The organism is Methylobacterium terricola, from assembly GCF_006151805.1.
GTDB classification, from domain to species: Bacteria; Pseudomonadota; Alphaproteobacteria; order Rhizobiales; family Beijerinckiaceae; genus Methylobacterium; species Methylobacterium terricola.
In genome coordinates this window covers 1-19585 of sequence record NZ_VDDA01000043.1, presented here as the reverse complement: position 1 = coordinate 19585, position 19585 = coordinate 1, and the positions used below count along the sequence as shown (strand labels likewise).

Below are 19585 nucleotides of genomic sequence, written 5' to 3'. Positions count from 1 at the left end.
ATCCTGCAAAGCCCCGTCCGGACGGTCCCATCGCCGCCCACCGGAACCCGGAGCTTCGCACATGGATGTCGGCGTGTTCATCCCGATCGGCAACAACGGCTGGCTGATCTCGGAGGCGGCCCCGCAATACAAGCCGAGCTTCGCCCTCAACAAGGCGATCGTGCAGAAGGCGGAGGGGTACGGGCTCGATTTCGCCCTCTCGATGATCAAGCTGCACGGCTTCGGCGGCAAGACCGAGTTCTGGGACTACAACCTCGAATCCTTCACCCTGATGTCCGGCCTTGCGGCGGTGACGGAGCGGATCAAGCTCTTCGCCTCGACCGCGGTGCTGACCCTGCCGCCGGCGCTGGTCGCCCGCATGGCGACCACGATCGACTCGATCGCCCCCGGCCGCTTCGGGGTGAACATCGTCTCGGGCTGGCAGAAGGCGGAGTATTCCCAGATGGGCCTGTGGCCCGGCGACGAGTATTTCGGCTACCGCTACGATTATTCCACCGAGTACGTCCGGGTGATGAAGGAGCTGTGGGAGACCGGCACCTCGGACTTCAAGGGCGAGCATTTCACGATGGAGGGCTGCATGATGAAGCCGGCGCCCTCCGGCCCGATCCCGATCGTCGCCGCCGGCCAGAGCGGGCGCGGCATGGAATTCGCCGCCACCTACGCCGACTACAACTTCGTCCTCGGCACCGGCCTCAACACGCCGACCGCCTGTGCGCCGACCTGCGCCCGGCTGATCGAGGCCACGGCCAAGACCGGGCGCGACGTCGGCTCCTACGTGCTGATGATGGTGATCGCCGACGAGACCGACGCGGCGGCGGAGGAGCGCTGGATGGCCTACCGCCAGGGTGCCGACGTCGCGGCGCTCGCCTGGATGCTCGACCAGAGCACGCAGGACAAGAACGCCTCGGCCGATTCGACCGCAACCTGGATGAACCTGCCGGAGGGCGCGGTGAACTTCAACATGGGCACGCTGGTCGGCTCCTACGCCAAGGTGGCGCGGATGCTCGACGAGGCGGCCTCCGTCCCGGGGGTGAAGGGCATCATGCTGACCTTCGACGACTTCCTCGAAGGCCTCGACATCTTCGGCACCCGGATCCAGCCGCTGATGGCCTGCCGGCAGGGCCGCCTGGAGATCGCCGCGTGAGCGTCTCCGACGCGCTGATCGCCCGCACCATCCTGGCCGGCACGGTGGCGCAAGGCGCGCCGGCCCGGGACCTGCCCTCGGCCTGGGAGCGCGACGCGCCCGAGCCGGCTCAAGCCGAGCGGCGCCTGCGGCAGGCGGCCGATGCGACCGGGGAGGCGGCGCCCGCCGCCCCACCCCTGCCGCCGGTCGAGGACGGGCTGCCGCACACCCTCGGGATCGGCGCCCTCAAGGCCGCCTACGCGGCGGGCACGACCGATCCGGTCGCGCTCGTCGCGGCGCTCCAGGCCCGCATCGCCCGCCACCCGTCCGGCCGCGACGCGGTGCTGGCCAGAGTGCCAGGGGCGGACGAGGCCGCACAGGACAGCGCCCGGCGGATCCGGGAGGGGACGGCGCGGCCCCTCGAAGGAATCCCGTTCGGCGTCAAGGACATCATCGATTGCGCCGGCGCGGCCGTGACCTGCGGCTCGCGCCTCACCGGCGACCGGGTGGCGGAATCCGACGCGACCGTGGTGGCGCGGCTCAAGGCCGTCGGGGCGATCCCGCTCGCCATGCTCGCCACCACCGAATTCGCCTGCGGCTCGGCCCACAACCCGCGCTACGGCGCGGTCGGCAATCCGTGGGACCGGTCGCGCTGGACCGGCGGCTCCTCGACCGGCTCCGGTGCGGCGCTCGCCGCCCGGTTGATGCCGCTGGCGCTCGGCACCGATACCGGCGGCTCGGTCCGGGTGCCGGCGGCGTGGTGCGGCATCACCGGCCTTAAACCCACCCGCGGGCTCGTGCCGCGCACCGGCGTCGCGCCGCTCTCCTGGACCCTCGACCATGTCGGACCGATGGCCCGCTCGGCCGCCGACCTCGCCCGGGTGATGCCCTGGATCGCCGGACCCGACGGCGCCGACCCCCACGCCGCCGGCCGCTACGACGCGTCGCGCGCCCGGGGCCTCGCCGGCCTCCGGGTCGGGGTGCCGGAGGGCTGGTTCACGACGATGCAGGACGAGGCCGTGCTCGCCGCCTGGCAGGCCATGCTCGGGGTGCTGGAACGCGGCGGGGCGCGCCTCGTGCCGGTCGATCTCGGCCCGGTCGCGACCGCCCACCAGGACGGCTACACCATCGTGATGGCGGAACTCGCCGCGCTCCAGGAGCCCGACCTCGACCGCGCCGCCGCCCTCGATCCCGGCACCCGCGCCCGGATGGACCAGGGCCGGCTGTTCTCCGCCACCGACTACCTGCGCGCCCTGCGCCGCCGGCCCGTGGTGCTGCGCCAAGTCCTTGATGCCCTGAACGATGTCGACGTGCTGGTGACGCCGGGCCTCGGCGGCGAAGCGCCATCCCTCGACAGCCTCACGGTGGAGGTCGACGGCGAGGCCCACCCGCTCCAGGCGGTGCTGCCGCGCAACACGATGCTGTTCGACTATACCGGCCTGCCGGCCCTGATGCTGCCGACCGGCCGCGGCCGCACCGGCCTGCCGGTCGCCGCGCAGGTGGTGGGCAAGCCCTACGACGATGCGGTGTGCTTGAGCGTGGGGGCGGCGTTCCAGCGCGAGACGGGACATCACCGGGAGACGCCGCCGGAGGCGGGGTGACCGCTCACCGCGCGAGGGTCGTCCCTGCGGCCGCGACGAGCCACGCCGCCATCGCGGGCGCGACCGCGTCGGCCCGATCGCGCCAGCGCGCCACCTGGATCTTCGAGGACGGTCGCATCTCGGCCCGGCTCACCAGCCGGGTCAACCGGCGCCGCCGGAGCGCGTCGGCGACGAGGAGCGAGCGCGCCAGCACGATGCCGTTGCCGTCCTGCGCTGCCTGCAACGCCCCGCTGATGTCGCGAAAGCGCATGGCGGGCGGCGGCGGCCCGTCATCGCCGAGCCACGTCGCCCAGGACCATTCATTGCCGATGCCGTCGGCGGCCGGCCCCTTGGCGAGCCGCGGCAGCCGGCGCCAGTCCGAGCCCGGACAGGCGCGACGCAGCACGGGAGCGACGACCGGGAAGACGGTCTCGACTGGAAACGCCACCTCGCACCGGCTGCTTCCTTGCGCCTCGCGCGGGATCCAGAGCAACGCCAGATCGGTCTCCTCGGGTACCGTGCCCGGCTTGCCGTCCCAGGGATGGCTGTCGCGGGTCGTCACCTCGATCGTGACGGCCGGGAACGCCGCCGCCAGGTCGGGGAGGCGCGGCGAGAGCCACCAGGCGAGGAGCGCGTTGCTGACGCCGATCCGGAACGGCCGCGCGGCCCGCGCACCGGCGACCCGCTCCCGCAACCCCGCCAGCGTCCCGAGCAGCGGGGCGACGTCCTGCGCGAGGCGCTCGCCCGCCGGGGTCGGCCGCAGGCCCGGGTTCAGCCGCTCCAGCAAGGGCGCGCCGAAATAGTCTTCCAGCCCGCGCAACCGGTGGCTGACGGCGCTCTGGGTGAGGCCGAGCTCCGCGGCGGCCCGGGTCACGCTTCCATGCCGCAGCACGGCGTCGAACGCCACGAGGCCGGGGAAGGGGGGCAAGCGGTGCATCGGCCTCGTCCTGTGCCCGATACGAGGCGCCATGAAACGCATTCATGCGCGCCGGTGCAACTCTCATTTGCTTCGTCTGCCCCGGTCCCGGCTGATGACGGCCATGAGCATCCCCCGCGAACCCTCCGTCACCCCAGCCCCCGTTACCTTGACCACCGCCCTCTGGGACCGGCGCGCCCGCCTCACCGCCTGCGTGCTCGGCCTGGGCGCCTTCCTGACGCAATTCGACGTGACCGCGCTCGTCGTCGTCATGCCGGAGATCGGCCGCGACCTCGGCCTCTTCATGCCGGGCCTCGCCTGGGTCATCGACGCCTACAGCCTCGCCTTCACGGCCGCTCTGCTGGCCGCCGGCGCCCTGGCGGATCGCCACGGACGGCGCCGTGCCCTGCTGCTCGGGAACGCCCTGTTCGCCACTGCGTCCGTCGCCTGCGCGCTCGCCGGAACCGCGCCCGCCCTGTGCGTCGCCCGCGCCGCGCAGGGCATCGGCGCGGCCTTCCTGATCACCGGGGCCATCGCGTCGATCGCCGGCACCTTCCCGGATCCCGCCCTGCGGGCCCGCGCCCTGGCGCTCATCGGGATCCTGTCGGGCGTCGCGATGGCCTTGGGGCCGACGCTGGGCGGCCTGCTCGCCGCCTGGCTCGGTTGGCCCGCGATCTTCCTCGCCAACATCCTGCCCTGCGGGCTGATCGCGCTGGCCATTCCCCGCTTCGTCGGCGAGGCGCGGAGGAGGGTCACGCCTCCGCTCGACTGGCCGGGGCTGCTGGTCCTGACCGGCGCGCTCGGTCTCGCGGTCGAGGGCGTCCTGCAGGCGCAGGCCGCCCCGCTGGCGGGCTTGGCCGGCGTGGCGATGAGCCTCGCGCTCACGGTCGCCTTCGCGCGCCGGCAAGGCCGGCGGACACATCCGCTGATCGATCCGGCCCTCCTGTCGGATCGCGGCGTGAAGGCGGTCATCGTCCTGCTGCTGACCATCTCGGCCGGCTACTGGGCCGTCCTCGTCTCCCTGCCGGCCTTCCTGATGGCGGCCCACGGGATGGGCGCGCAGGAGGCCGGACTCGCGCTCCTCGCGGCGACGCTGCCGATGCTGGTGCTGCCCCCGGCGGGCGGTCGCATGGTCCGGCAGTGCGGCTGGCGGCGCACCTTCGGGAGCGCACTGGCGCTGATCGCCGGCGGGAACGCGGTCCTGGCGGGAACGGCGCTCGCCGGCTCCCAGGCCGTCGCCCTTGCCCTCGTCGGCATGGCCGCCATCGGGGCTGGGTCGGCCCTCGCCCATTCCCAGCTGACGGGCGCCATCGTGGCGCTCGCACCGTCCGAGGCGGCGGGCATGGCCTCGGCGCTGACGATGGTGGCGCGTCAGTCCGGGTTCGCGCTCGGCGTGGCGGCGCTCGGGGTGCTGGCGCCGACGACGCCCGGCGGCACCGGCTACGCCGCGGTGTTCGCCGCCGCGGCCATCGCCGGCCTGGTCGGGCTCGGCGCCTGCTTCGCGCTACCGGGCGGCTCGGATCGGCCGCGGTGAGGCCTCAAGCCGGGTACAGGAGTACCCGGGCTCAATACTCCCACTCCGCCCCGACGCCCACGGCCGTGCGCCCATCCGCCCCAGCCTCGCCCTGCACCTTGATCCGCCCGGTCACGTCGTAGGTGATGGTGGCCGCACTGTCCTCCGGCCGCGCCCCGGCGCGCACCCCGACATTGACCCGCTCGCTGAGCGCCCGCGACAGGCCGACCGCCGCGCCGCCCTTCGCGCCGGCCTGGATGTCGAGGCTGTCGAGGCCCAGCCCCTTGCGGGCGCTCTCGAACACGTCGGGCCCGCCGGCGCCGCCGGAGAGCTGGGCGACGGCCTGGGCCAGCTGCAGGGCCTGGAACGGCGACAGGCCGCCCGAGGCCTTCTTGAACAGCAGGCGCGACAACACCTCGTCCTGCGGCAGGGGCGGCTCGGAGGAGATGGCGAAATCGGGCTGGTTGGCCGGGCCGGTGACGGCGATCTTCGCCGTGACGTCGCCGGCCTGGGATTGGGCCAGGAAGTCGAGGTCCGGCGCGGTCAGGTCGCCCGCGAAGGTCAGGCGGCCGCGGGCGAAGTCGAGGCGCTGGCCGACGATCTGGATTCGGCCGCGGCGCATCGCGAAGGCGCCGTTCGCCACCGGGGCCGCCGAGGTGCCGGTGAGACGCAAAGACCCGCCGAGTTCCGCGTCGATGCCGCGGCCCCGCACGGTGATGCGGCCCGGCGCGTTCACCGCGAGGTCGAGGGTGGCGAGGAAGGGCGGGGCCTTGCGGCCGCGCCGCGCCGCCGCCTCGCGCTTTGCCCGCGCGGCGAGACGGGCGCGGGTCTGGGGCGGCGCGTTGACGTGGCGGATGCCGGGCAGCGGCTGCACGGTCGCGGGCAGCCGGTCCGGCACCGAGACGTCGAGGGAGACGACGTCGACCTGGCCGGAGACCCGCGGGGTGCGAGCGAGCGGCCCGGTCAGCGACAGGTCGAGGCCGGTGATCAGGGTCATCAGCGGGCTCGAGACCAGTTCGGCCCGGTCGGCCCGGATGGTCAGGTTGCCGGGGAACCCCGCCGCCGGCTCGACCGCGACGCGGCCTTGCGCCTGCACGGTGCCGCCGTTGCGGGTGGCGGCGGTCAGGCGCTCGATCACCAGCGTGTCGCCGCGGCCGGTCACCCGGCCCTGGATGTCGGTGAGGCTCACGCCGTTGAGCGGGTCGGTGAAGCTGCCGCCGGTGAGCGTGGCCGCGCCGTCGACCCGCGGCGCCTGAAGCGTGCCGCCGATCCCGGCATCGAGCGCGACCCGGCCGGTCAGGCGCTGGCCGCCCGCCGCCAGCAGGGTGTTGGCGAGCGCGGCGTCGATGGTGCCGCGGGTCCGCAGGGCAAGGGTGCCGCCGGCCTCGACCGGCAGCGAGCCGGACAGGGTGAGCTGCACCCCGCGCCCGGCCGTCACCGTGCCGTCGATCCCGGCACGGCCATCCTCGATCCGGCCCGAGGCCCGGGCGTCGATCGGCGGCAGGCCGGCGGAGCGGGTCTCCGGCGTCACGAGGCGCGACACGCTGAGGGCGTAGCGTCCCTCCGGGCTCGCGGCCGGGCCGGCGAGCGAGGCCTCGCCGTCGAGGATGCCCGACAGGCTCAGGCTCGGCGCAGCGATGCGGGCCATGGCGAGCGGCAGGCTCTTGAGGCCGAGCCGCAGGTCGAGGCGCTGGCCGATCGTGCCGTCGAGGCTGGCCCGTCCCGAGCCGGCGGCGATGGCGAGCCGCTCGACCGTCACGCCCTCGTCCCGGAACGTGATCGTCGCGGGCCCGGCCAGCGCCAGGCGGTCGCCGCCGCGCACCGCGCTGAAGCGCGTGAGGTCGAGCCGCGGATGCGCCGCCGGCACCAGCCGGGCGGCGCCGTCGAGGGCAAAGCCGCGGGCCCGGGCCTGGAGCGCGAGGTCGCTGCCCTCGGGCGCGGGCTTCGCGTCGAGACGGACGGCCTCGATGGTCTCCGCGCCGGCGACGACCCGGTCGGCGGCGAGCTGCCCCGAGACCCGGGGGCTCCGCCAGAGGTCGGTGCCGGCGAGGTCGGCGTCGAGGCGCGACACAGCCACGCCGGCGCCGCGCACGCCCTCGCCGGTCGCCCGTATCGTCGCGTCCTGCCGGCCGCCGGTGCGGGACAGGGTGATGGCGGCCGTGACGCGCCCCTGGAGGCGGGTGAGCGCCAGGGCCGAGAGGTCGTCGAGATCGCCGGCCTTCAGCGACACCTCGCCCTCGGCGAGGCGGGAGGCCGGATCGACCGCGCCGCGGCCCGAGAGCGCCACCGAGCCAAGGGTGAGGGCGAGCTTGTCGAGGAGCCAATCGGCGTCGCGACGGGCGAGGTGGAGGTCGCCGGCGAGCGGCTTGCCGTCGACTCGGCCGGACAGGGCGAGCGTCCCGTCGAGGGCGCCGGTGACGTCGGTTACTTGAGCCCGCACCGCAAGGTCGCGCAGCGGCCGGCCCATCGCCCGCGCCTCGGGCGCCGACAGGGTCAGGGCGACGTCCGGGCGCTCGAGCGAGCCGGTGAGGCGGGCGTCCAGCCCCGCCTTGCCGGCGAGCTCGGGATCAAGGGTCGCGAGGTCGGTGAGGTCGACCCGGCCGGTCATGTCGGCCTTGGCCTCGGTGGCGCGGCCGTCGACCGTCGCGGTCACGGCATGCCCGGTCAGGCGCGCGGCCTGGACGGCGTAGCCGTCGGGGAGCCGGGTCAGGCGCCCGGTGAAGCGGAGCTCGCGGCCGAGGGTCCGGTCGAGGGCGGGGGTGCCGAGATACAGTTTCTCGGTGCTCGCCTCGACATCGGCGGTGATTCCGGCCCGGCCGGGATCGCCGGAGAGCAGGGCCTTCGCGGCGACCCGGCCGCCGAGCGGCCGGCCGGCGGCAAGCGAGAACGCCGCGAGATCGGGCAGGTCCGCCCGGAGCGTGCCGGCCACGACCTCGCGGCCGATCCGGCCGGTGTAGCGGGCGCTGGCGGTCGGGGCCTCCAGGCTCGCCGTCTCGAGGTCGGCGACGCCGTTCGGGTCGATGCGGCCGGCGAGCCGGACAGCGGCCTTCGGGCCGATCGCCCGCCGCAGGGCCGGATCGGCGAGGTGGAGGCCGTCGACATCCGCATTCGCCGCGAGGCGGAACGACTGGCCCTCAGGCTGGCGCGGCAGCGGCTCGACGACGAGGTCGGCGCTCGCCCGGCCCAGCCGGCTGCCCGCGGCCGAGAGGCCGGCGGCGCGCAAGGTGCCCCGCACGGTCGGACCGTCGAACGGGCCCTTCAGGCTCGCATCGAGCACCAGGGTCTCGAGGGTCGCGTCGCCCGCCTTGGTGACGCCGCCCTCGGTCGGGAGCGCCCGCGCCTGGAGGGTCAGGTCGGCGACGCGCGCCGCGTCGACGCCGCCGTTCACCGCCAGCCGCGCGGTGCGCGAGGTCAGCTCGAACCGGTCGACCCGCACCGCGCCGTCGTCGACGAAGCGGAGATCGCCGTCGAGCCGGGTGGTGCCGGCGAAGATTGCGGCGAGCGGCCCCGGCATCAATCCTTCGACCCGGGAGGCGAGGTCGAGCACCATGCGGCGCTCGCGGCCGGCCCGGTCGATGCGGGCCTTGCCCTCGGCGCCGATGCCCTCGCCGGCCTTGAAGTCGAGGGTGGCGTTCCAGGCATCCAGCGTGCCGCGCCCGTCGAGGTCGAGGCTGACCGGCGGCAGGCCGGGCAGGTTCATCAGCCGCGCCGCGAGTCCGCCCGCCGGCTCGTCATGGGCGAGCTTCAGGTCGAGACGGTTGGTCTGCGGCACGTAGGCGAGCTTGATCGTGACGGTGCCGGGCTTGTCGAGCCGGCGCAGGCCGACGCCGAGATCGAGGCCCTCGCGCGGGTCGCCGAGGGTGGCCTGTCCGGCGCCGGCGATGCGGGCGGCCTCGCCGATCACCGGCTCGCCGAGGACGAGGTCGGTGAGCTGGAAGGCCTTCACCACCACCTTGACCGGCAGGTCGGGCAGCAGCGCCTCCTTGTCCTGCGCCGGCGGGGTCGCCGAGGGCAGCGGCCGGCGCAGCACCTCGAGCCGCCCGATCTCCAGCCGGTCGATCTCGAGGCGGCGGGAGAGGAGCGCGGTCCGGCGCCAGATCAGCCGCGCCTTGTCGAGGCGCAGCCAGACGCCGTTGCGGTCGGCGATGGCGACGTCGCGGATCGTGGCGTCGGAGGAGAGCGCCCCGTCGACGGCGCCGATCGACACCCGCGAGGTCGGGGTCGAGAGGGCGCGGGACAGGAGGTCGCCGAGGATCGTGGTCTCGCCCTCTGCCGCCTCGCCGGTGGCGGCGTGGCCGAGCCAGGCGAGGGCCAGGAGAACCACGGCAAAGGCGGCGGTGAGGAGGCGGGATGCTGCCCCGCCCTTTCCCGGACGCCGAGAGCGAAGCGGCAGGAGATCCGGGAACCAGGGGAGCTGTGCCGCGAAGCGGCTCCTGATGCTGCACCGTTGCAGACGGGCGGACGCTTCGCGACTTTTCATGCTGGATCCCGGATCTCCTTCCGCTGACGCTCCAGTCGTCCGGGAAAGGGGGGAAGCGGACAAGTCCCGCACACGTCCTCGCAGCTGCATCATCAGAACGCCTGACCGAGGCTGATATACAGGGCGACCGGCGGCTGCTTGAGCTGCTTGTCGGGGTTCAGCGGCACCGCGAGGTCGACCCGGATCGGACCGATGCCGGTGTAGTAGCGAAGGCCGAGGCCCGCCGCGATGCGGATGCGCTCGTCGAAATCCGGCAGGGTGCCGGCGAAGGCCGTGCCGGCATCGACGAAGGGCACGATGCCGATCGTGTCGGTGATCTTGATCCGGCCCTCGATCGAGCCTTCGAGCAGCGAACGGCCGCCGATCGGCAGCTGATAGGGGCCGATCGGCCCGACGGTGCGGTACGAGTAGCCGCGGATCGAGCCGCCGCCGCCGGCGAAGAAGCGCAAGGAGGCCGGGATGTCGGCGAGGTTCGCGCCGCTGACCGAGCCGAAACCGAGGCGCGCGGCGACGATGTAGCGGGCCTCGTCGTCGAAGGCGTAGTAGGTCGAGCCCTGCGCCTTGGCGATCAGGAGGTCGGGGCTGTTGCCGAGGCCGGCATAGGGCGTGAGCGAGGCGGTGACGCGAAAGCCCTTCGTCGGGTCGAGGAGGCTGTCGGTCGAATCGTAGGTGACGCCGGCATTGAGCCCGAGCAGGCCGTAATCGACCCGGCCGAGGGCATCCCGGTCCGAGCCGGCCCGGCCGTCGATCCCGATCTGGGCCGAGAAGGCGTCGGCGAAGCGGTGGCGGATCGCGACCGTACCGCCGGTGGCGTCGCTGAGATAGGATTGCTGGACCTCGCGGCCGATGAAGGCACTGGCCAGGAGGTCGTTGCGGGTGCCGAACAGGGCCGGCTTGACGAAGGTGGCGGCGAGCCGGCCGCCGATCCCGTTGGTCTCGATGCCGGCGAGCCGCCGGCGCCGGGCGTAATAGTCGGTGCCCAGCCCGAGATAGGACAGGTCGGCGTCGATCCGCAGGGTCTCGCCGCCGCCGAACAGGTTGCGGTCGGCCCAGTAGGCGCGCACGCCCGGCCCGTCGACGGTGGAGTAGCGCGCCGAGACGCCGACGATGTGCGGCGAGCGTTCGGTCACGTCGACGAAGACCGGCAATCCTCCATCCGCGTCGAGCGCCGTGCCCTCGCGCACCCGCACGCCGCCGAGCGCCTCGAGGCGCGAGACCGAGCGGCGGATGTCGGTGAGCGCCTGCGGCGAGTAGGGATCGCCCGGCTCGGCATAGATGAACGAGCGCACCACCGCCGGGTCGACGTTGTGCGTCCCCCGCACCGTGATCGGCCCGAGCACCGCCTTCGGTCCCGGATCGACCACGAAGGTCACGTCCATGGCTTGCGCCGCGTGGTCGACCACCGGCTCGCGCCGCAGCACCTTGGCGAAGGGATGGCCGTCGCGGCGGAACTGGTCGATCAGCGCCGCCTCGCGGGCGAGCACCGTGGACGAGCGGGCCGGCACGTCGTCGCCGAGGCGGGTGAGGCGGGCCGGCACCGCCTCGGGCGGGAACGGCAGGCCGGCGGGATCGAGCACCGCGATCCGGCGCAGATGGTAGAGCGGACCCTGGTCGACGGAGATCCGCACCGCCACGAGGGTCCGGTTGCGGGCGGCCTCGGCGGCGCGCACGGCGGCGCGGGTGGAGGCGTCGCCGCCGAGCACCACGTCCTCGATGCGGAACGACACCCGGCCGGCATAGTAGCCGAAGCCCCAGAGCGCATCGACGAGGCGGGTCGCGTCGGCCTCGGCCCGGCGCAGCAGGCCTTCGCCGTCGGGCGGCGCGTCGTTGCGCAGGCGGTAGAGGCTGGACGTGTCCTGAAGGGCGCGCAGCAGATCCTCGTCCTCGACGCCCTGGAAGCGGATCGCATAGGGCAGGGCGGCCGGGCTCGGGGCCGGCGGCGCCTCGTCGGAGGCGAACAGGCCGAAGAAATCGAAGGCGCGCGCCGGCTCCGCCGGCCCGAGGCCGAGCGCGAGGCCGAGCCCGAGAGCCCGCGCGACCCCTGTCCGCGCGACTCCCGCCCCGATGAAACCCGCTGACGGTCGCGCCTTCGGCGCGCCGCGATGGTCGACCCGATCCCGCATGCCCCCCGGCCGTGCTGCAAGGCGGCGCCGACCAGGCGCTGCCGGATACTGAACCTCACGCCACCGGCGTGTCCCATGCCCGCCTGCCGGCGGATCCTGTTCGTTGGGGGCTCCCGCGCCCCACGATGTGCCGACCCCGTGATGAGACGTCTTACCCAAGGGTCAAGGGAATTCGTGTCCAAACCGTGTCCGGGGACCGGCCGTTTCCCGGGACAAGCTAGAGCATAGACCGGCAGAAAGGGAGTCCGGGATCACCTGACGGCTCGGTTGAACCTCCGCGCGACGGCGCGCTAACCCTCTGGCACCGGGGGGAGGATCGCGGCTGGCCGCGGCGCGCGGTCGCGCCCGCCGGCGGGCGGGCCGGTGCGTTGTGCAGGTTCGTGTTGTCCCCGTTTCTCACAGGGTCTCGCCCATGGTCCCGGTCGTGTTCCATCCGGCCTACGAGGCCGCGCTGCCGGAGGGCCACCGTTTCCCGATGGGCAAGTACGGACGCCTCGCCGCCGCGATCGAGGCGCGGGGGCTGGTGCCCGACGGCTTCGTGACGCCGGAGCCGGCGAGCCCGGCGCTGATCCGCCTCGCCCATGACGAGAGCTACGTCGAGCAGGTCGTCACCGCGACGGTGCCGCGGGCGGTCGAGCGGGCGATCGGCCTGCCGGTCGATGACGGTGTGGCGCGGCGCTCGCTCGCCTCCGCCGGCGGGACGCTGCTGGCGGCGCGGCTGGCGCTGCGGGGCGGGCTTGCCGGCAGCACCGCGGGGGGCAGCCACCACGGCCGGCGCGACGGCGGCCGGGGATTCTGCGTCTTCAACGACGTCGCGGTGGCGGCCCTGGCGTTGAAGCGCGAGGGCACGATCCGCCGGGCGCTGGTCATCGACCTCGACGTGCACCAGGGCGACGGCACCGCCGATTGCCTCTCCGACGAGCCCGACCTGTTCACCTTCTCGATGCATGCCGAGAAGAACTATCCGACCGACAAGGTGCCGGGGGACCTCGATGTCGGCCTGCCGGACGGGCTCGGCGACGACGACTACCTGGCGGCGCTCGCCCATCACGTGCCGCCTCTGCTCGACGGGCAGCGGCCCGACCTCGTGTTCTACAATGCCGGCGTCGATCCCCACCGCGACGACCGGCTCGGCCGCCTCGCGCTCACCGACGAGGGCCTGCGCCGGCGCGAGGCATTCGTGGTCGGCGAGGTACGCCGGCGCGGCATCCCGCTCGCCACGGTGATCGGCGGCGGCTACGCCACCGACATCGAGGCGCTGGCCGCCCGCCATGCCCTGGTCTTCGAGGCGATGGCGGAACGGGGGTGAGGCAAGGAGCGTACGGCATGAGGGCCGGAACGGCCGAGCCGGTCGGCCGTTGATTCAGCGAACGGACCCCGCGCCACCCATTCGGAGGAAACGATGAGCCTCATCGGTCGAATCGTAACCAAGATCCTCGGCAACGACGATCCCCGCATCCGTCCCGACAGCCGGCCCTACGACGACCGGAACGGCTACAGCGATTCGGGCAACCTCGTCGGTCGCCTCGTCACCAAGATCTTGCGCCGCTAGGAGCCGGCCCTCTCGCTGTCGCCCGACGCCCCCGCCGGATCCGGCGGGGGCGTCGCCGTTTCGGCGGCCGCGATCGGTTAGGACGCCATTGACCAACGTGCGATTTCGCACTTGCGAAAAACCGGCGAAGGACTACCTTCCTGCATGTCAGGCCGCGATGGCGTCGCGGTCCGGCAGCCCTCTTTGGGCGTTTCCTCCCTAGACTTCGGGCCGCCTCGCAAGGGCGGCCTTTTTTCTTGGAGCAGAGTTCCGAAATCCGGAGGGCCTTCCCCCCTGGCTCAGGCCGGATCGGCCCCGCCCGCGGAGAGACAAAGCCGCTGCGCCTGCGCCACCCGCGCCGCGTTGCGGGCCGCCCGCGTGTCGGGCACCGCCACCGACTCCCCGGCCAGGATCCGGCTCTTGAGCGCGACGAGGTCCGAATCGCCCCAGCGCGCCAGCAGCGCCTGGAACGCGGCGTGACGCTCCCCGTCGAAACCGTCCGCCGTCACCGGATGCGGCGGGTGCAGGTGGATCACCGGGGCGAGGCCCGCCGGGATCGGCGCCGTGGCGGCGTGCAGGCGGCCCTGGCGCAGGAGCTTGTCGAACCACAGCGCCCGCGGCCCCGGATGCGCGTCGGGCAGCACGACCTCGATGCGGTCGCCGCCCCGGGCGGCCACCAGCACCGCCCCGAGTCCGGGAAGCGCGGCCCAGAGGGCGGCGTCGGCCGGTCTGCCGCAGGCGACGCGCAGCGACCGGACGGCCTCGCCCCGTACCCGGGCGAGGAGCCGCCCCTGGCGCAGGGGCAGGCCGAGGCCGAACAGCACGCCGTCCCGGTCCTCCTCCCGCGCCGCCTCGGCGTCGGGCCCGAGCTCGCTGACAGCCGGGACGGGGCAGGGCGGCAGGAGGTGAAGCGGCCGGCACAGGGCGAGCGCGTGACTCCAGGATCCGGGCCCCAAAGCCGTCTCGTAGGCGACCGGCACGAGGGTGTGGGCCTCCCCCAGCACCAGGGCACCGCGAGGGGTGACGAGGCCGGGACGCCCGCCGGACGGCGCGCCCGCCGGCTCGTCGGCACCGCGCCGGAAGGTGGCGCCCGCGCCATAGCCGCCGAGGCTCCAGGCCGCGTCCGGATCGGCCAGGAACTGACGGAGGATCCTGCGCAGGGCGGCGGGATCGGGCTGCGGTCCGGTCATCAAAGGGCCGCCCCCGCCTTGAGCGCAGCGCAGCAAACCGCTACCTCTTCCCAGGCAGGGGGCGCCTGCCCGGAGCGAGAATCGCAGATCGTGTCGGAACCCTCGCCGTTGATCCCCGATCCGGAGGCACCGGGGACCCGCAAGCGGGTCAGCGTCCGCGGTCGCCTGCGCAACTACTTCTTCACCGGCGTCATCGTCGCCGGCCCCCTGGCGATCACGATCTACATCACCTGGTGGTGCATCAGCCTGATCGACGGCTGGGTCAAGCCGCTGGTCCCCTCGGCCTACCTGCCGGACCATTACCTGCCGTTCAGCGTGCCGGGCCTCGGCCTCGTCATCGCCTTCGTGGCCCTGACGACGCTCGGCGCGCTCACCGCCAACCTCGTCGGCCGCTCGGTGGTCGAGTTCGGCGAGGTGCTGCTCGCCCGCACGCCGGTGATCTCGGGGCTGTATCGCGGCCTGCGCCAGGTGTTCGAGACCCTGTTCTCGACCAGCGGCACCTCGTTCCGCACCGTCGGCCTCGTCGAGTTCCCGGTGAAGGGGACGTGGTCGATCGTGTTCCTGTCGGCCCCGGCCGGACCCGACGTGCAGGGCGCGCTCGGGGCCGAGCACGACCATGTCGGCGTGTTCCTGCCCTGCGCGCCGAACCCGACCACCGGCTTCTTCTTCTACCTGCCGCGCGCCGAGGTGATCGAATTGTCGATCAGCGTCGACGACGCCGCCAAGCTGGTGATGTCGGCCGGGGTGATCCAGCCCGAGGACCCGCAGACCCGCCTTCAGGCGATGGCGGCGGGCTTGCGCGTCGCGCAGGTCGGGCCGATCCAGGCCGGATCTTCGGCGATCCCGGCGCGGGACCGGCAGGACGCCTGACACAGCGGCAAGGGGGCTGCGCGGGCGCCCCACGTTCGGGATACGGGCGGCCATCCACCCGATACGAAGCGTCACGATCGTGATGCATTTTAGCAACGAAGCCTCCGGTTCGTCACGGCGGCGCTTCCTCGAACGAGTGCAAACGGCCGACGGGATCAATGTGCTGACAAGCCGTTGGCACGCATCGCTCGACTTCATCTTATAGCAGTTAAAAAGACATCGTGTTCGTACCGTCCGCAACCGGATTGCGCGGCGAACCGGCGCCTGCAATGGCAGCCAAGCTCTCGCGAGACCAGGGCGCCCCTCGCGAGACGATAACCCTATTCTACCGGAATTCCCGCCATGACGAAGCCGGCCGCGACTGCCCGCGCCACGATGCTGCTCGCCACCACGATGCTGGCGCCCCTTGCCGCGGCACAGGCGCAACCGGCCCCGCCCGAGGGCGAGATGCCGCTCGAGACGATCGACGTGGCCGGGGCCCGAGCCGGGGCCGGCCGCGGCGGCACGGTCGGCTATCTCACCAGGCGCACCGCCACGGCGACCCGCACCGACACGCCCCTGATCGATACGCCGCAATCGGTCAGCGTGGTGACGCAAGGCCAGATCCGCGACCAGGGCTTCCAGAGCCTCACCGAGGCGATCCGCTACGTCCCGGGGGTGATCCCGCACCAGGGCGAGGGCAACCGCGACGACGTGGTGATCCGCGGCCAGCGCTCCAACGCCGATTTCTACGTCAACGGCATCCGCGACGACGTGCAGTATTTCCGCGACCTCTACAACGTCGAGCGGATCGAGGTGCTGAAGGGACCGAATGCCATGACCTTCGGCCGCGGCGGCGGCGGCGGGGTCATCAACCGGGTGCTGAAGGAGGCGGACGGGATCCCGATCCGCGAGATCGTCGCCCAGGGCGGCCAGTTCGACAACAAGCGCCTCGCCGTCGATATCGGCGACCGGTTCTCGGACAGCGCCTTCTTCCGCCTCAACGGCGTGGTCGAGGATACCGGCACCTACCGCGACTTCGGCCATATCCGCCGCTACGGCTTCAACCCGACCGGGACGCTGGTGCTCGGGCCCGACACCACGCTCAAGCTCTCCTACGAGTACTTCCACGACGACCGCGTCACCGATCGCGGCATCCCCTCGCAATTCGGCCGGCCCTACCGCTACCGGCAGAACACCGCGACCTATTTCGGCAACCCGGATCTGAGCTACGCCCGGGTCGACGCCCACATCGCCACGGCGACCCTCGACCACCGCTTCGAGTCCGGCGTGCAGCTGCACAGCCAGCTGCGCTTCGCCGATTACGACAAATTCTACCAGAACGTCTTCCCGGGCAGCGCCGTCAACGCCGCCGGCACCAGCATGACGTTGAGCGCCTACAACAACACCACGCCGCGGACGAACTACTTCAGCCAGAACGACTTCACCTACAAGTTCGCCACCGGTCCGCTCGCCCATACCCTGCTCGGCGGCTTCGAGCTCGGCTACCAGACCGGTCTCGCCTTCCGGCAGGACGGCTTCTTCGCCACCACCGGCACCCAGTCGCTGGTGATCAACCCGCTCTCGCCGGTCTCGCGGGTGCCGGTGAGTTTCCGCAATATCGCCTCGGGCAACAACAGCCGCTACGATCTCGGCCTCGCCGCCGCCTATGTCCAGGACCAGGTCGAGATCGGCCCGCATCTGCAGCTGATCGGCGGGTTGCGCTACGACCATTTCGACTTCGCCTCGACCGACCGGCGCAGCCAGGTCACCACCGCACGCATCGACGACCTGGTCTCGCCGCGGGCCGGCTTCGTGGTGAAGCCGTGGGAGAACCTGGCCTTCTACGGCAGCTACAGCGTCTCCTACCTGCCCTCGGCCGGCGACCAGTTCGCCGCGCTCACGCCGGGCCTCGCCATCGCGGTGCCGGAGCGGTTCGAGAACCGCGAGGTCGGCGTGAAGTGGGACGTCTCGCCTTTGCTCCAGCTCACGGCTGCGCTCTACGACCTCGACCGCTACAACCAGCGCTTCGCCGATCCGAACCGGCCGGGCTTCTTCCTCGCGACCGGCCAGACCAACACCAAGGGCGCGGAGATCGGCGCCAACGGCTTCGTCACCGACTGGTGGCAGATCGCCGGCGGCTATGCCTTCACCGATGCCCGCGTGGTCAACGGCTTCAGCTCCGGCTCGACCGTGATCCGGGCCGGCAACACGGTGGCGCTGGTGCCGTTCAACGCCATCACCCTGTGGAACAAGTTCAACCTGACGCCCGATCTCGCGGTCGGCGTCGGCGTCATCAACCAGACCCACACCTTCGCATCGTCCGACAACACCGTGCGCCTGCCGAGCGTCACCCGCTTCGATCTCGGCCTGTTCTACCAGGTGTCGGAGGGGGTGCGGGCGCAGGTCAACGTCGAGAACCTGTTCGACCGCCGCTACATCTCGACGGCGGACGCCAACAACAACATCACGCCGGGCGCCTCGCGCACGGTGCGGGTGCAGGTGATCGCCAGGTTCTGATCTGATCGCCAGGTTCTGATCTGATCGCCAGGTTCTGATCGGTGCCGCCCCCGACAGGGGTGTCCGGCCCCTGCCTCCCGTCGGCGACGGCGGGAGGATACCATCGGGGCGAGGGAAGGGGGCGCCACGGCAGCGGCCGGGCGATCGTGCCGCATCGTCACCCGGGCAAGTCTCTCTCCCTGCCGGCGCGAAGAATGCTATGGGCCCTGACCGGCCGGGGAGGCGCCCGGGCCGCCCCGCGTCGCGACGGGATCGCCTGCCTCCGCGATCGTCGCGTCGGAGGCTTCCCGGCCCCCGGATCTTTCCGCCACCTCGGATCCTAGGCCCCGCGGCCGACGGCTCGACTGACAGGATCGCCCCTCACCCGTGACCGACGAGACAACGACCCCCGCGGCGATCCGCCGGGACGGGGATGGGACCACGCGGCCCGACATCGCGGCGCTGGCCCGCGAGATCGCGCGTCATTGCGCCGCCTACCGGGACCCCATCCCGCGGCTGGCGCTGCGGCAGGTGGCCAACACCCTGCTGCCCTACCTCGCCCTCTGCGGCCTCATGCTGTGGGTGGCCGCGGAGGGCCACGAACTCTGGGTGCTGCCGCTCGCCGTGCCGGCCGGCGGCCTGCTGGTCCGGCTGTTCATCATCCAGCACGATTGCGGGCACGGCTCGTTCCTGCCCTCCCGCGCCGCCAATGACGGCCTCGGCCGCCTCTTGAGCCTCCTGACGGTGACGCCCTACGACAGCTGGAAGCGGGCGCATGCCCTCCACCACGCCTCGACCGGCGACCTCAGCCGCCGCGGCACCGGCGACATCCATACGCTGACCGTGCGCGAATACCTCGCCCTGTCGCGCTGGGAGCGGCTGCGCTACCGCCTCTACCGCAACCCGTTCATCCTGATCGTCCTCGGCTCGCCGCTCAACTTCCTGGTCCTGCAACGGTTTCCCTTCGGCGTCGGCGTGCCCTGGCGCACCGCGTGGCGGGACGTGCTGGCCCTCGATTGCGCGCTCGCCGCTCTGGTGGCGCTGCTCGCACTGGCGGCCGGCGGGATCGGGCCGGTGCTCTGGATGCTGCTCCCGGTCGTCAGCGTCGCGGCCTGGATCGGCGGCTGGCTGTTCTACGTCCAGCACCAGTACGAGGAGACCGTGTGGGAGGGGCCCGAGGCCTGGGACTTCCACCGCGCGGCGCTGGGCGGCAGCTCGTACTACGTCCTGCCGCGGGTGCTGCAATGGTTCACCGGCAATGTCGGCCTGCACCACGTCCACCACCTCAACAGCCGCATCCCGAACTACCGCCTCCAGGAATGCCTGGACGGCCACGCGACCCTCGGCGAGGTCGGCCGCCTGACCCTGCGCGACAGCCTGCGCTGCCTCGGGCTGGCGCTGTGGGACGAGGATTCGCGCAAGCTGATCGGGTTCTCGGGACTTCGGGTCGCGGCCGCGCCGGCGGCGTGACCGGGGGAGGGGCGGGGCGCGTTCCGCCCCGGCCCGACCTGAAAGAAAATCTGCTTTCATTGCCGATCTTGAACCGGCCCATCTCTCGGGAGAAAATCGAGCCTCGGTCGCTGATCCTCGGTCAACGGCCATGAGTGCAAGGGCGTTTGCCCACGGCGAACGCCACTGCTTACGGAAATGCTTGAATAAGAGCGCCTAACAGAACGGCACGATCGGGTCTGTTGGGCGTTGGGGTGGTATGGCTCGCCCGCTTCTTCCCGACGACCTCTGGTCTGCGATCGCCCCGCTTCTGCCGCCGCACCCGCCTCGCC

12 protein-coding genes are annotated in these 19585 nt (G+C 72.8%); 8 read left to right on the top strand and 4 right to left on the bottom strand.

Features of this window, described 5'->3' with window-relative positions; translation table 11 throughout:
- The first annotated feature begins 61 nt into the window (after nucleotides 1-61).
- Entirely contained in the window at nucleotides 62-1144 is a 1083-nt protein-coding gene (rutA, locus tag FF100_RS33745; RefSeq protein WP_139040390.1) for a pyrimidine utilization protein A, read from the top strand.
- Nucleotides 1141-2724: an amidase gene (locus FF100_RS33740; protein ID WP_205825136.1), complete on the top strand. Its 1584-nt coding sequence runs from the start codon at nucleotides 1141-1143 to the stop codon at nucleotides 2722-2724. Before rutA ends, FF100_RS33740 begins: the two co-directional genes overlap by 4 nt.
- A 4-nt stretch (nucleotides 2725-2728) precedes the next feature.
- On the opposite strand, the gene FF100_RS33735 is transcribed toward FF100_RS33740, so the two are convergent.
- Nucleotides 2729-3640 (bottom strand): LysR family transcriptional regulator, encoded by a 912-nt coding sequence (locus tag FF100_RS33735; RefSeq protein WP_171070444.1) that lies wholly within the window; start codon nucleotides 3638-3640, stop codon nucleotides 2729-2731.
- A gap of 103 nt (nucleotides 3641-3743) precedes the next feature.
- Here FF100_RS33735 and FF100_RS33730 point away from each other — a divergent pair, with 103 nt between their 5' ends.
- Nucleotides 3744-5153, top strand: coding sequence for an MFS transporter (locus tag FF100_RS33730; protein ID WP_171070443.1), 1410 nt, complete (start codon nucleotides 3744-3746; stop codon nucleotides 5151-5153).
- A 31-nt stretch (nucleotides 5154-5184) separates the two neighbouring features.
- On the opposite strand, the gene FF100_RS33725 is transcribed toward FF100_RS33730, so the two are convergent.
- Together FF100_RS33725 and FF100_RS33720 are read right to left on the bottom strand one after the other, a co-directional pair.
- Nucleotides 5185-9456: a translocation/assembly module TamB domain-containing protein gene (locus tag FF100_RS33725; protein ID WP_246102687.1), complete on the bottom strand. Its 4272-nt coding sequence runs from the start codon at nucleotides 9454-9456 to the stop codon at nucleotides 5185-5187.
- Nucleotides 9457-9704: 248 nt separating this feature from the next.
- Entirely contained in the window at nucleotides 9705-11735 is a 2031-nt protein-coding gene (locus FF100_RS33720; protein ID WP_139040386.1) for an autotransporter assembly complex protein TamA, read from the bottom strand.
- Nucleotides 11736-12147: 412 nt separating this feature from the next.
- On the opposite strand from FF100_RS33720, the gene FF100_RS33715 reads away from it, so the two are divergent.
- Entirely contained in the window at nucleotides 12148-13044 is an 897-nt protein-coding gene (locus FF100_RS33715; protein ID WP_139040385.1) for a histone deacetylase family protein, read from the top strand.
- A gap of 93 nt (nucleotides 13045-13137) precedes the next feature.
- Entirely contained in the window at nucleotides 13138-13287 is a 150-nt protein-coding gene (locus tag FF100_RS33710) for a TFIIS helical bundle-like domain containing protein (protein ID WP_139040384.1), read from the top strand.
- Nucleotides 13288-13565: 278 nt separating this feature from the next.
- On the opposite strand, the gene FF100_RS33705 is transcribed toward FF100_RS33710, so the two are convergent.
- Entirely contained in the window at nucleotides 13566-14456 is an 891-nt protein-coding gene (locus FF100_RS33705) for a DUF6925 family protein (protein WP_139040383.1), read from the bottom strand.
- Nucleotides 14457-14546: 90 nt separating this feature from the next.
- On the opposite strand from FF100_RS33705, the gene FF100_RS33700 reads away from it, so the two are divergent.
- From FF100_RS33700 to FF100_RS33690, 3 genes are all read left to right on the top strand, one after another.
- Complete coding sequence (locus FF100_RS33700) at nucleotides 14547-15326, top strand: DUF502 domain-containing protein (protein ID WP_139040382.1); 780 nt, start codon at nucleotides 14547-14549, stop codon at nucleotides 15324-15326.
- A 342-nt stretch (nucleotides 15327-15668) separates the two neighbouring features.
- The gene (locus FF100_RS33695) at nucleotides 15669-17825 is read left to right on the top strand and encodes a TonB-dependent receptor (RefSeq protein WP_246102678.1); all 2157 of its coding nucleotides are present in this window, start codon (nucleotides 15669-15671) and stop codon (nucleotides 17823-17825) included.
- Between the two features lie 396 nt (nucleotides 17826-18221).
- Nucleotides 18222-19274, top strand: a complete 1053-nt coding sequence (locus FF100_RS33690; RefSeq protein ID WP_425463382.1) for a fatty acid desaturase — start codon at nucleotides 18222-18224, stop codon at nucleotides 19272-19274.
- Nucleotides 19275-19585: the final 311 nt, after the last annotated feature.